This window comes from Pseudoxanthomonas sp. GW835-FHT14C01, assembly GCF_058793715.1.
This window is the reverse complement of the sequence record NZ_JBXAGB010000001.1, coordinates 1,056,967-1,069,564: the sequence shown is the minus strand read 5'-3', so window position 1 is coordinate 1,069,564 and position 12,598 is coordinate 1,056,967. Positions and strand designations below refer to the sequence as shown.

Below are 12,598 nucleotides of genomic sequence, written 5' to 3'. Positions count from 1 at the left end.
CTCCGATTCCATGCAGGAGATTCCCCATGCAGACCATCCGTCTTCGCCTGATGACCCTGACCACGCTGGCCGCCCTCTCTGGCGCCGCCTTTGCGCAAGCGCCCGCGCCGACCGCCGGCAAGGACGCCATGAAGGAGCCGCAGGTGCGCGCGCTGCTGGCCGAGAAGGGGTACACCAACATCGACGACCTGGATTTCGAAGACGGCATGTGGGAGACGGACGCGACCAGCGCCAATGGCGATCGCGTCGATGTCCGCATCCATCCGGCGACCGGCGACGTGATGGCCGAGAAGCTGGTGTCGAACCTCAGCGAGAACGACGTCAAGGCGAAGCTGGCCGCCGCCGGTTATTCCAAGATCCATGACGTCGATTTCGACGACGGCGTGTGGAAGGCCGAGGCCGAGCGCGCCGACGGTAACGATGTGGAGATCCACCTCGCCGCCAATACCGGCGAGATCATCCACGTCGAGAACGACTGATCGCGCATACGACCGCCGGAATGAAGAAGGCCGCCCTCGGGCGGCCTTCTTCATGGTGAAGGAACGGCGGGCGTGCGGGCGAAGCGCCAGCCGACCAGCCAGCCGACCGCCAACAGTAATGCGGCCAGCAGCCAAGGAGCACCTGGTACGTGGGCCGGCGCGGACTTGCCGATGAACAGTGCGAAGGTGCCGGCGAACATCATCGGGCCGACGATGCCGGCCAGGCTCACCAGGCTCATCAACGCGCCTTGGACACGACCCTGCACGTCGGCGCCGACCTGCCGCGTGATCAGCGCCTGTGTGGCCGGGCCAGCCAGGCCCCACAGCGCGCTGATCGGCAGCCCGATCAGGAACACCCAACCCACGTCGGCGATGCCGTAGATGCAGAAGCCGACCACGCCGCAAGCCAGGCCGAACAGCAGCGTGCGGCGCTCGCCGAACTTCGGCACGACGCGCCCCACCAACCCGGCCTGCACGATCACGCTGAAGACACCGACCAGCGCCAGCACCATGCCGACCTGGTCGGCATCCCACGTGTACTGGTACTCGGCGAACAGCACGAACACGCTCGGGTACACGTAGTGCGCCAGGTTCGCGATGAGCACTACCGTCGCCAGGCCGAATACCTGCGGGTAACGCTTCAACAGGACCATCGAACCGATCGGATTGGCGTGCTTCCAGTCGAAGCGTGCGCTGCGGCGTTCCTTCGGCAGCGATTCCGGCAGCACCAGCAGTCCGTACAGGAAATTGAGCAGTGCCAGCCCGGCGGCGAACCAGAACGGCGCGCGCGGATCAATCTTGCTCAGTTGGCCGCCGAGCAGCGGACCAAGGATGAAGCCCAGCCCGAATGCCGCGCCGATCATGCCAAACGCCTGCGCGCGCTTCTCCGGCGCGGTGATATCGGCGATGTAGGCGTTCGCCGTGGTGAAGCTGGCAGAGAACACCCCGGAGAAGATGCGCGCGACCAGCAGCCATGGCAGCGATTGCGCCAGCGCCATCAGCACGAAATCGATGCCCAGTCCCAGGCACGACAGCAGGATCACCGGCCGCCGGCCGAAGCGGTCCGACAGCGCGCCCTGGATCGGCGTGCAGACGAACTGGATGGCGGCGAACAGCATGCCGAACGTCCCCACCCACCATGCGGCCTGCACGAAGTCGCCCCCGGTGAACTGGCGCACGAGACCCGGCAGTACGGGGATGATCACGCCGAACGACAGGATGTCGATCAGCACCGTGATGAAGATGAAGATCAGGGCCGCGCGACGGCCGGGGATGGCTGGGATCTCGGCGCTCACAGGCGTGCAACCGCAGAAAAGGTGCGCAAGTGTATGGCATGACGCCCCGGTATCCCGCTGTAGGAGCGACGTAAGTCGCGACCGTGGTCCCTCCGCGGCGATGGCCTCTCAGGTGTCGTGGCCATCTCCACAAAGCGACGGTTCCGTGCAGGCACCGTTCGCGGTCGCGACTTACGTCGCTCCTACAGCGGCGCCACCGAGATCACCTGGCTCAGGCGGTGCCGCTGCCCCGGCTCCAGCTCGATCGCATCGTCGCTGGCGTTCGCGGCTTCCAGGCAGACGAAGGACCGCCAGCCGTCATCGGGCATGTCGGCGATGGCGGCGGCGCCGACCTCCCCCGGATTCCACACCACCAGCGACCGGCTGCCGAAGGTGTCCAGGCGGATGCGGCGGCCACCCGCCGGATCGGACAGGTCGAAGCGGTGCCCGGTGCCGGCATAGATGCGATCGCTGCGGCCCGGATCGCGCGGATCGTGCAGCGACCAGTCGCCCGACTGCGCATGCGTGCCGCCGTCGTACTTGTCTTCGTAACGCAGGCCATCGAGCCCGGTGACCGTCGCCCGGGTGGCATCGGCGACACGGAAATACGTATGCAACGCCTGCGTGAACCGGTATGTCGCATCACCGCGATGCACGGTGTCGATGCTCTGCCGCAGTTCGCGCCCGATGTGCAGCGACATCTGCAGGTCCAGCGGCACCCCGTCCCGAAGCGGCAGCGCGAGCTTCAGCACGACACCACCGTTGGCCTCGCGCTTCACGTCGGTCAGCGGCCAGCGCGAAATACGTGCATGGCCGTGCTGGACCGCATCGTCCGGCTGTCCCTGCCTGCCGAAGTAAGGCCAGCACACCGGTACGCCGCCGCGGATCGCCTTCGGCGGCAGCGACGTCGTCGGCGACACCCACAGCAGGTCGTCGAAGCCGGTCGGCTCGAACGACAGCAGCTGCCCGCCATGCAGGCTGATGCGCGCTATGGAGAACGGTGTCTCCACGCGCAGTACGTCGATGCCCTGCCAGGTCTCGCGGATTACGCCTTCGGGGAGTGCATTCATGGCTTCGGAGCTTCCGGTGGTGCGACCGGCGGAACTTCCGCCTTCAGCGCGGCGAGTATCTTCGCACCGGCGCGACCGTCCGCCGGCAGCAGACCCAGGCGCTGCTGTTCGACCACGATGGCCCGCCGTGTCTGCGTACCGATCATGCCGTCAGCAGTGCCGATGGCATGGCCACGGGCGAGCAGCAGGGTCTGCAGTTCGCGTCGCTGCGGACGCCCGATCCCGGGATCGTCGGTGGGCCATGCCGCCACCAGTCCCTTGCCGCCTCGCAGGCGGTCGGCCAGCAGCGCAATGGCGAGCGCGTAGCTCTCCGCCGCGTTGTACGCATAGATCGCATCGTAGTTCTTGAACACGATGAATGCCGGACCAGTGATGCCGGTCGGTACCAGTACTGCCGCATTGCGGTCGTCGGCCGGCAACGGCTGGCCATCGATGCGGGCGACGCCTTGCGCCACCCACTGGGTCAGCGGCTTGCGGGTGGTACGCCCGGCTTGGGCGAGGTCGAAGCCGGCCGGCAGCTTCACTTCATAGCCCCAGGGTTCGCCGGTGCGCCAACCGGACTTCACCAGGTAATTCGCGGTCGATGCCAATGCATCGGGAATGCTGTCGATCAGGTTGCGCCGCCCGTCGCCATCGAAATCCACCGCGATGCGCTGGTACGTGCTGGGCATGAACTGCGTATGCCCGAACGCGCCCGCCCATGAACCGTTCAAGCCTTCCACCCGGACGTCGCCCGCCTGCAGCAGCTTCAGCGTGGTCAGGAACTCGCCGCGGAAGAACGCCTGCCGGCGTCCGAAGCACGACAGCGTGGACAGCGACACCAGCAGCGGCCGCTTGCCGAACACGCGGCCGTAGTCGCTCTCCACACCCCACACGGCAACGACGGTGGCGGGATCCACGCCGTAGGCCTGCGAGACACGGGCCAGCAACTCGGCATGCGTGGTCAGCATCGCCTGCCCATCGCTGACGCGCTGGTCGTCGACCAGAGCCGCCAGGTAGTCCCACAACGGCGTGGTGAATTCCGGCTGCGCATCCAGCAGGTCCAGCACGCTCATGTCGGCGGACAGATCTTTCGTGTAGGTGTCGAAACTGGCCGTCGTGATGCCCTGCTTCTCAGCGACGTCCCGCAGGCTGGCCATGCAGGCGGTGAAGACCGGGTCGGCAGCGACCGGCGGTGAGACGGGGGCCATCGGCGTGGATGACTGCGCTGCGGCAGGCAAGGCAGCCATCAACGTCAGCCAGAGAACGGATGCGCGCAACATCATGACGGCCTCCCTGGCCTTCGGGGGAGGGTTCACTTTGCCTTGCGTGGTCATCGAAGCCAAGCCGGGAACGAACTGCACATGCACGACACGATGCGCCACATCGTGCCGGAGGATTCAGCGGACGATCACCGTGTACTCCACCACCTCCACCGGTGGCACCGTTTCCCACGAGCGCCGATAGACCATCCGCACCCTGGTCTCGCCCGCCTGGTTTGCACGGAACCACCAGCGCGCCATCGACGGTGCGCCCGGCATGGGTGGCTGGGTATCCATCGGCGGCGGCGTGGCCGGGCCGGAGGTGCGCGACAGCACCGGGGCGCCGTCCGCCGTGAACTCCCACTGGTAGCCGGTGCTCGCGTTGGCCATCAGCGCGATCTCGAGCACCTGCCCCACCCGCAGCGACACCGGTCCCGTACCTTGGGGACGGACCAGGCCGTCGTCCGACACCACGGCCGGCGGCGGTCCGCTGCCGGTTGCGGGACTGCCCGCGCATGCGGACAGCAGGACGCACAGGCCGGGCAGCAACAGTGATCGCATGGTCGCGTCCTCCCTGGAGACGTCGCTTTTATACACCCCGGCTTTAGGGCCCGTCCGTAAAATGGCGACATGAACAACACCCCCCAGGACTCCTCGCTGGGTCGCGAAGTCGCCTATCCCGCGCATTACGACCCGACCCTGCTGTTCCCGATTCCACGCCAGGGCGCGCGCGACGAGATCGGCATCGCCGCCGATGCCCTGCCCTTCGCCGGCCACGACCGCTGGCATGGCTACGAATTGAGCTGGCTCGACGCCCGCGGCAAGCCACGCGTGGCGACCGCCACGCTGACCGTGCCCTGCACGTCCCCCTGCCTGATCGAATCCAAGTCGCTCAAGCTCTATCTCAACTCGCTCAACAGCACGCGCTTCAACAGCGACGCGGCCGTGCTCGAACGCATCGCCACCGATCTGTCCGCGCGCGCCGGCGCGGATGTGCAGGTGGTGTTCGGCCTGCCGCCCACGGCGGACGCCCCCGAGGGCGAATCGATCGATGGACTGGACGTCGAGATCGACCACTACGGTCCGCCGCGCGCCGAATTCCTGGCCAGCGATCCGGAAGAGCAGGCCGAGGAGGTGCTGTCGTCCGAGTTGTTGAAGTCGAACTGCCCGGTTACCGGACAACCGGACTGGGCGACCGTCGTCATCCGCTACACCGGCCCGCGCATCGACCGCGTCGAGCTGCTGCGCTACCTGGTGAGCTTCCGCGACCACGCGGAGTTCCACGAGCAGTGCGTCGAACGGATTTTTCACGACCTGCTGACGCACTGCCGCCCCACCTCGCTGTCGGTCGAGGCGCGCTACACGCGCCGGGGCGGCCTGGACATCAATCCTTGGCGTGCCACCGCCGGCATGAATGTCCCGCTCATGAAGCGCGACGTACGACAGTAAAGTTACTCACGTAACAATAGAGCCGATTTCACGCGCGCGCTATGGATTCTTAACAGCGCGCGTGCAACGCTCATCGCATCCCACAGCCCGCCAGGAAGGGTGGTTGCAATGAGCACAGAAAAGAAGGCCGACTTCTCGGACGTCAGCGCCAAGGTGACGTCGACCGAGCAGATCGTCGAGAAAGCGGATTTCTCGGATGTCACCGCACGCGTCGACAGCACCGAAGAGATCGTCGGTGAGCAGAGCTATACCATCGAAAAGGGCGACACGCTCTCGAAGATCGCGAAGGCGCACTACGGTAGCGCCAATGCGTGGAAGCAGATCTTCGAAGCCAACCGCGACACCATCGAAGATCCGGACCGCATTTTCCCGGGGCAGGTCATCAAGCTGCCGCCGAAGCCTGCCGACGCCTGATCGCCTCCCAACTTCATTACAAGGATCGAACCCATGAAGCAGAACCGCATCTCCTATGCCCTGGCCGTCGCACTCGTCGGTACCGTCGCGCTCGCCGGCTGCAAGAAGAAGGAAGAACCCGTTGTCGCGCCTCCGGCCGCTGTCGAACCTGCACCGGCCCCTGCCGAGCCCGTGCCGGCACCGGCGCCCGTCAGCGCGACCGGCGTCACCGTGGGCAATACCGTCGCTGCCGACAAGTCGGTCGCCGCGGTGGGCATGTTCGGCGTCAAGGACAAGATCATCGTGTCGGTGAAGACCGACGCCGCCACGCCGGCAAACGCCACCATCGAAGCCAAGCTGACCTTCCAGGACGGCCAGGAAGCCGGCAAGCAGTCGACCACCGTCAAGGCCGAGGACGCTGGCACCACCAACATCGAGTTCACCAAGGCGACCGACTGGCCCGCAGGCAAGTACAAGGTGGACGTGACCTTGAACGGCCAGCCGGTCGGCATCACGCAGGAAATCGAAGTCAAGTAATCAGGTAATCCCGCAGGACCAAGGCTCTCTCCCACGTGTGTGGGGCAAGCTCGGGCGTGGAGCGATCCACGCCCGCTTTTTTTGAACGGCATTCGCTGGTCGGTCATCCCGTTGCGACCACCGGGCCCCTGGGACCTGTCCCCGGACACGGTGGCGCACGGCTCTGGCATCCATACCCCTTCGTTTTGCCCTGCGTGCGATGGCGCGCGACAATGGCGCGCTGAATTCCCCATCGCCCCTTGTCGAGAGTCCTGATCCCCATGTCGGATACGCCCCGCATCATCTACACCCTTACCGATGAAGCCCCGTTCCTCGCCACCCAGTCCCTGCTGCCGATCGTCGAAGCGTTCACCGCGCCGGCCGGCATCGCCGTGGAGACCCGCGACATTTCGCTGGCCGGTCGCCTGCTGTCGCAGTTCCCCGAGTACCTGAGCGACGCGCAGAAGATCAGCGACGACCTGGCCGAACTGGGCCAGCTGGCGACGCAGCCGGAAGCCAACATCATCAAGCTGCCGAACATCAGCGCCTCGGTGCCGCAGCTGAAGGCCGCCATCAAGGAACTGCAGTCCCAGGGCTATCCGCTGCCGGACTATCCGGAAGAGCCGAAGGACGAGAAGGAAAAGGACGCCAAGGCGCGCTACGACAAGGTCAAGGGCAGCGCGGTGAATCCCGTGCTGCGCGAGGGCAACTCCGATCGCCGTGCGCCGCTGTCGGTCAAGAACTACGCGCGGAAGCATCCGCACCGCATGGGCGCGTGGAGCAGCGATTCGAAGTCGCATGTCGCGCACATGGCCGCCGGTGACTTTTTCGGCAGCGAGCAGTCGGCCACGCTGGCCGCCGATGGCGCACTGAAGATCGAACTCGTCGCCGCCGACGGCACGGTCACCGTGCTGAAGGACAAGGTGAAGGTGAAGGCCGGCGAGATCGTCGATGCCGCCTCGATGAGCCGCAAGGCGCTGGCTGCGTTCGTCGCCGCCGAGATCGCCGACGCCAAGGCCAAGGGCGTGCTGTTCTCGCTGCACCTGAAGGCGACGATGATGAAGGTCTCCGACCCCATCATGTTCGGCGTGGTCGTCAACGAGTTCTACAAGACCGCGCTGGCCAGGCATGCCGCCGTGCTGGAGCAGGTCGGCTTCGACGCCAACAACGGCATCGGCGACCTGTACGCGCGCCTCGGCACGCTGCCGGCCGACCAGCAGGAGGCGATCAAGGCCGACCTGCAGGCCGTGTATGCCGACAGCGCCGCCGTGGCGATGGTGAACTCCGACAAGGGCATCACCAACCTGCACGTGCCGAGCGACGTGATCGTCGACGCGTCGATGCCGGCGATGATCCGCGACTCCGGCAAGATGTGGAACGCCGACGGCAAGCTGCAGGACACCAAGGCCGTCATTCCCGACCGCTGCTATGCCGGCATCTACCAAGCCGTGATCGAGGACTGCAAGGCGAACGGCGCATTCGATCCGGCGACGATGGGCAGCGTGCCCAACGTCGGCCTGATGGCGCAGAAGGCCGAGGAGTACGGCAGCCACGACAAGACCTTCCAGATCCCGGCCGACGGCACCGTGCGCGTCAGCGACGACGCCGGCAAGGTGGTGTTCGAGCAGAAGGTGGAAGCCGGCGACATCTGGCGCATGTGCCAGACCAAGGACGCGCCGATCCAGGACTGGGTGAAGCTGGCCGTTGGCCGGGCGCGCCTGAGCAAGACACCGGCGATCTTCTGGCTGGACAAGGACCGCGCGCACGACGCGCAGGTCATCGCCAAGGTCGAGCAGTACCTGAAGGACTACACCATCGACGCGCTGGACATCCGCATCCTGCCGCCGGTCGAGGCGATGAAGGTGTCGCTGGAGCGCACCCGCAAGGGCGAGGACACCATCTCGGTGACCGGCAACGTGTTGCGCGACTACCTGACCGACCTGTTCCCGATCATGGAGCTGGGCACCAGCGCGAAGATGCTGTCGATCGTGCCGCTGATGGCCGGCGGTGGCCTGTTCGAGACCGGCGCCGGCGGTTCCGCGCCCAAGCACGTGCAGCAGTTCGTGGAAGAAGACTACCTGCGCTGGGATTCGCTGGGCGAGTTCCTGGCACTGGCCGCTTCGCTGGAACACCTGGGCCAGCGTTACCTCAACACGCCCGCCAAGGTGCTGGCGAACGCACTGGACGTGGCCAACGGCCGCATCCTCGACGAGAATCGCTCGCCGGCGCGCAAGGTCGGCGAACTCGACAACCGCGGCAGCCATTTCTATCTGGCCCTGTACTGGGCGCAGGCGCTGGCCGCGCAGGACGAGAACGCCGAACTGAAGGCGACGTTCGCGCCCTTGGCGAAGGCACTGGCCGACAACGAAGCGACCATCATCGGCGAGTTGAACGGCGCGCAGGGCAAGGCGGTCGACATCGGCGGTTACTACCACCCGGACCTCGCGAAGACCGCCGCCGCAATGCGTCCCAGCAAGACGTTCAACGACGCGCTGGCGACGCTGTCGGCCTGAGATCGGTACATCACCGCAGCATCCGACGCCCGGCGCCTGCCGGGCGTTGTTTTTCCGGCCCCACACTCGACTGCAGGCACGGCCGAGCCGCCATTCCGCGGTCGAAGCCAGTCCCGACGGTACGATATGGCGCACCTCCAGCAGGCCTTGGGCCCTCCCGCAGATTCGGTTCCGACGTGATGGACGACACCCGCGACATCCTGCTGTTCTCGTACGGCACCCTGCAGCTGGAGAGCGTGCAGCGGTCCTCGTTCGGCCGCCGGCTCAATGGCGAACCCGATGCGATGACCGGTTACGCGCGCACGATGGTGGAGATCACCGACCCTGCGGTGCTCGCCGCCAGCGGCGAACGCTTCCATCCCATCGTCAGCCCCAGCGATGACCCCTCCGACGAGGTCGCGGGTACCGTCTTCCGCATCAGTGCCGAGGAGCTCGCCGCGGCGGACCGCTACGAGGTCGCCGACTACAGGCGGGTACCGGTGCGCCTGAAGTCGGGGCGCGACGCGTGGGTCTACGTGAAGGCGTGAGCTTGGAGGCGGCACTCGTCGTGGGAGCGACGTCAGTCGCGAAATGGTCACCGCGGCAGTGCATCGCGACTGACGTCGCTCCCACGATGAATCCGTAGGCGCTCGCTGCCGCGCGCCACGTCAGGGCGTGGGTCGCCCGGCGGACAGCAACGCGATCGCCATGCGCAGATGGCGCGCGCCCAGCCGCTGCAACGCGCGCTGATGCCGCACCTTGCCCACTGCGTCGTGCACATGGTGACGGCGCTCTTCCTGCGCACGCGCCTCCTGGACGGGATGGACGACATGGCCTTGCACGAACAACATGCCCTGGCTCATGCCACCCAGTTGCTGCCACCACCGCTTCCTCGTTTCGGTCTGCATGGGACTGCTCCGTTGCGCCGGTGCCCGGCTTGAAGGACTACCAAGGTAGGTGCATGATCGGCGTTGAAAAAGCGAAAGCTCCGCAACCCAGCCTTGAGGTGGATTCAAGATGAGCCGGCTGCCGCTGGCCCAGGTGGACGCCTTCGTCACCGCTGCCCGCCTGCGCAACCTGACGCGTGCGGCGGAAGCCATGCACCTCACCGTCAGTGCGTTGAGCCATCGCATGCGGTTGCTGGAGCAGCGACTGGGCCACAAGCTGCTGGCACGCGGTCCGCGCGGCGTGGAACTGACGCCCGAGGGCCAGCGCCTCTTCGACGCGATCTCCGGTCCGCTCGATACCATCGAGCACGCCTTGCGCCGCGCGACGCTGCGTAACGACCACACAGTCACGCTGAGCTTGATCCCGTCGATGGCGACCGCATGGCTGGTGCCGCGCCTGTCCGCGTTCCTTGCCCAGCATCCCGAGCTGGGCCTCAACCTGCAGTCGAGCACGCACGTGGTCGATTTCGAACGCGAACCGGTCGACCTGGCGCTGCGCCTGGGGGGCGGCCGCTGGCCGAACGTGCACGCGGAGTTCCTCTTCCACGAGTGGATCACGCCGGTGGCCAGTCCCGCCCTGGTCAAGAAGCACGGCAGGCCGACGCCGGACCAGATGGCGAAGCTGCCGCTGCTCGGCGACCCGGCCAACCGCTGGAAGGACTGGTTCGAGCATTTCGGCGGACAGCCGCCTGCGCGCTACGTGGCGCAGTTCGACGATACCGAAACCCTGCATCAGGCCGCAGCGCAGGGCGTCGGGGTGGCGCTGGCGCGCTGGACGCTGGCCGAGCCGCTGGTGAAGGCCGGCCGGCTGGTGACGCTGACGAAGAAGCGCCTGCAGGCGGACTTCGCGCACTACCTCGTCTATCCCGAGCGCAGCCTCTCGCACCCCGGGTTCGGCAAGGTACGCGGCTGGCTGCTGGAACAGGCCGGCCTTCCGGTGGAGCGATGACTCCAGCGGACGGCGGCTAACATCCGGCGCATGGTCCACGACGACGCCATCGCCCGCCTGATCCACGACGCGTTCGCGGACTACCACGCGCGGTTCGCGGAGATCACGCAGCGCGCGAAGGTCCGCTTCGAGGCGATGGACTGGACCGGCGCGCGCGCCGATGCCGTCGAACGCATCGAGCTGTACGACCAGTGCATCGGCGAATGCGCGTTGCGGCTGCAGTCCGCGCTGCTCGGCCAGGCCCATGACCGGACACTGTGGGTCGTCGCGCGCGCTGCGTTCGAGACACTGGTCGCCGGGCAGATCGACAGCGAACTCTACAAGACGTTCTACAACACGCTCTGCCGCCGCTTCCTGCGCATCCGCGGCGTGGATCCCGTGCTGGAGTTCGTCGCGCTGGACGTGGAGCCCACCGACGCGATCACCCATCCGGTCGCGCGCCACAGCTATGCCGTGTCCGAACAGCGGCCGACCGACACCTTCGCCCGCGTGCTCGGCGACTACGGGTTCGATGTGCCCTACGCCCACCGCACCCGTTGCGCCGCCGCGATCGCAGTGCGCCTGCAGGACGACCTGGCGCACTGGGGCGCGAATCCGGTTCGCGGCATCGAACTGCTGGATACCGTGTTCTACCGCGAACGCCGCGCCTACCTGGTGGGTCGTGTGTTCGGCGAGCATCGTTTCTCGCCCTGCGTCATCGCGCTGGTCAACGACGGCGGCCAGCTGAAGGCGGAAGCCGTGCTGACCCACCGCGGCGACGTGGCGCATCTGTTCGGCACCTCGCGCAGCTACTTCCATGCCGACCTGACCACGGTCGGCGACGCGGTGGTATTCCTGCGCTCGCTGCTGCCCGGCAAGCCGATCGACGAGATCTACACCGTGCTCGGCCGCGCCAAACAGGGCAAGACCGAGCGCTACCGCACCTTCTTCCATCACTTCCGCGCGCATCCGGACGAGCGGCTGGTGCATGCCGAAGGCACGCCCGGCATGGTGATGGCGGTCTTCACCCTGCCCAGCTATCCGCTGGTGTTCAAGGTGATCCGCGACCGCTTCGCCTATCCCAAGGCGATGACCCGACAGGACGTGGAGGACAAGTACGACCTGGTGTTCCATCTGGACCGCGTCGGCCGGCTGCTGGACACGCAGGCGTTCCGCTTCCTGCGCTTCCCGCGCGCGCGCTTTTCGCCCGAGCTGCTGCAGGAACTGCGGGAGAGTTGCGGCCACAGCCTCAGCGAGGACGGAGACGATCTGGTCGTCCATCTCTGCTACGTGCAGCGACGGCTCCGCCCGCTGAACCTGTACCTGCGCGAGCAGAAGGCCGACGCGGCGCGCACGGCCGCGGTCGACTACGGCCAGGCGATCAAGGACATGGCACGCAACAACATCTTCCCGGGCGACATGCTGCTGAAGAATTTCGGCGTGTCGCGCCATGGTCGCGTGGTGTTCTACGACTACGACGAACTGCGGCTGGTGGCCGAATGCCGCTTCCGCGACTGGCCGCAGCCGACCACGTACGAGGAACAGATGTCCGACGGCCCCTGGTTCCACGTGGAGGCCGGCGACGTCTTCCCCGAACGCTTCCCGCACTTCCTCGGCCTGCCCGATGCGCAGGCGAAGGCGCTGAAGGCCGCGCACGGCGAGCTGTTCCGGCCGGCGTGGTGGCGCGACCTCCAGTCGCATCTCGCCGCTGGCGAATACCCGGATACTGCGCCGTATCCGGATGCGTTGAAGCTGGCGTGATCGCGCGCATGCGGACGCAGCGCGCAGCGCGCTACCCTAGCGTCCATA

General features: G+C 66.8%; 13 protein-coding genes. 8 read left to right on the top strand and 5 right to left on the bottom strand.

Annotated elements, in window-relative coordinates:
- Nucleotides 1-26: 26 nt before the first annotated feature.
- Nucleotides 27-479: a PepSY domain-containing protein gene (locus AC1Q5B_RS04745; RefSeq protein WP_492630569.1), complete on the top strand. Its 453-nt coding sequence runs from the start codon at nt 27-29 to the stop codon at nt 477-479.
- Between the two features lie 50 nt (nt 480-529).
- On the opposite strand, the gene AC1Q5B_RS04740 is transcribed toward AC1Q5B_RS04745, so the two are convergent.
- The 4 genes from AC1Q5B_RS04740 to AC1Q5B_RS04725 form a co-directional block, all read right to left on the bottom strand.
- On the bottom strand, nt 530-1,774 hold the full coding sequence (locus AC1Q5B_RS04740; protein WP_492630568.1) for a TCR/Tet family MFS transporter: 1,245 nt from the start codon (nt 1,772-1,774) through the stop codon (nt 530-532).
- Between the two features lie 182 nt (nt 1,775-1,956).
- Nucleotides 1,957-2,823: a D-hexose-6-phosphate mutarotase gene (locus AC1Q5B_RS04735; RefSeq protein WP_492630567.1), complete on the bottom strand. Its 867-nt coding sequence runs from the start codon at nt 2,821-2,823 to the stop codon at nt 1,957-1,959.
- Nucleotides 2,820-4,088, bottom strand: a complete 1,269-nt coding sequence (locus AC1Q5B_RS04730; RefSeq protein WP_492630566.1) for a lytic murein transglycosylase — start codon at nt 4,086-4,088, stop codon at nt 2,820-2,822. Before AC1Q5B_RS04730 ends, AC1Q5B_RS04735 begins: the two co-directional genes overlap by 4 nt.
- A gap of 114 nt (nt 4,089-4,202) precedes the next feature.
- Nucleotides 4,203-4,625: a protease inhibitor I42 family protein gene (locus AC1Q5B_RS04725; RefSeq protein WP_492630565.1), complete on the bottom strand. Its 423-nt coding sequence runs from the start codon at nt 4,623-4,625 to the stop codon at nt 4,203-4,205.
- A 69-nt stretch (nt 4,626-4,694) separates the two neighbouring features.
- On the opposite strand from AC1Q5B_RS04725, the gene queF reads away from it, so the two are divergent.
- From queF to AC1Q5B_RS04700, 5 genes are all read left to right on the top strand, one after another.
- Nucleotides 4,695-5,513, top strand: coding sequence for an NADPH-dependent 7-cyano-7-deazaguanine reductase QueF (gene queF / locus AC1Q5B_RS04720; RefSeq protein WP_492630564.1), 819 nt, complete (start codon nt 4,695-4,697; stop codon nt 5,511-5,513).
- Between the two features lie 108 nt (nt 5,514-5,621).
- A complete protein-coding gene (locus AC1Q5B_RS04715; protein WP_492630563.1) occupies nt 5,622-5,927 on the top strand; it encodes a LysM peptidoglycan-binding domain-containing protein in 306 nt (101 codons plus the stop codon).
- 33 nt (nt 5,928-5,960) lie between these two features.
- The gene (locus tag AC1Q5B_RS04710; RefSeq protein ID WP_492630562.1) at nt 5,961-6,443 is read left to right on the top strand and encodes a hypothetical protein; all 483 of its coding nucleotides are present in this window, start codon (nt 5,961-5,963) and stop codon (nt 6,441-6,443) included.
- 260 nt (nt 6,444-6,703) lie between these two features.
- Entirely contained in the window at nt 6,704-8,935 is a 2,232-nt protein-coding gene (locus AC1Q5B_RS04705; RefSeq protein WP_492630561.1) for an NADP-dependent isocitrate dehydrogenase, read from the top strand.
- Nucleotides 8,936-9,114: 179 nt separating this feature from the next.
- A complete protein-coding gene (locus tag AC1Q5B_RS04700) occupies nt 9,115-9,462 on the top strand; it encodes a gamma-glutamylcyclotransferase family protein (RefSeq protein ID WP_492630560.1) in 348 nt (115 codons plus the stop codon).
- A gap of 120 nt (nt 9,463-9,582) precedes the next feature.
- On the opposite strand, the gene AC1Q5B_RS04695 is transcribed toward AC1Q5B_RS04700, so the two are convergent.
- Entirely contained in the window at nt 9,583-9,822 is a 240-nt protein-coding gene (locus AC1Q5B_RS04695) for a hypothetical protein (protein WP_492630559.1), read from the bottom strand.
- 109 nt (nt 9,823-9,931) lie between these two features.
- On the opposite strand from AC1Q5B_RS04695, the gene AC1Q5B_RS04690 reads away from it, so the two are divergent.
- Together AC1Q5B_RS04690 and aceK are read left to right on the top strand one after the other, a co-directional pair.
- Entirely contained in the window at nt 9,932-10,810 is an 879-nt protein-coding gene (locus AC1Q5B_RS04690; protein WP_492630558.1) for a LysR substrate-binding domain-containing protein, read from the top strand.
- 30 nt (nt 10,811-10,840) lie between these two features.
- On the top strand, nt 10,841-12,550 hold the full coding sequence (gene aceK, locus AC1Q5B_RS04685; protein WP_492630557.1) for a bifunctional isocitrate dehydrogenase kinase/phosphatase: 1,710 nt from the start codon (nt 10,841-10,843) through the stop codon (nt 12,548-12,550).
- The last annotated feature ends 48 nt before the right edge of the window (nt 12,551-12,598 follow it).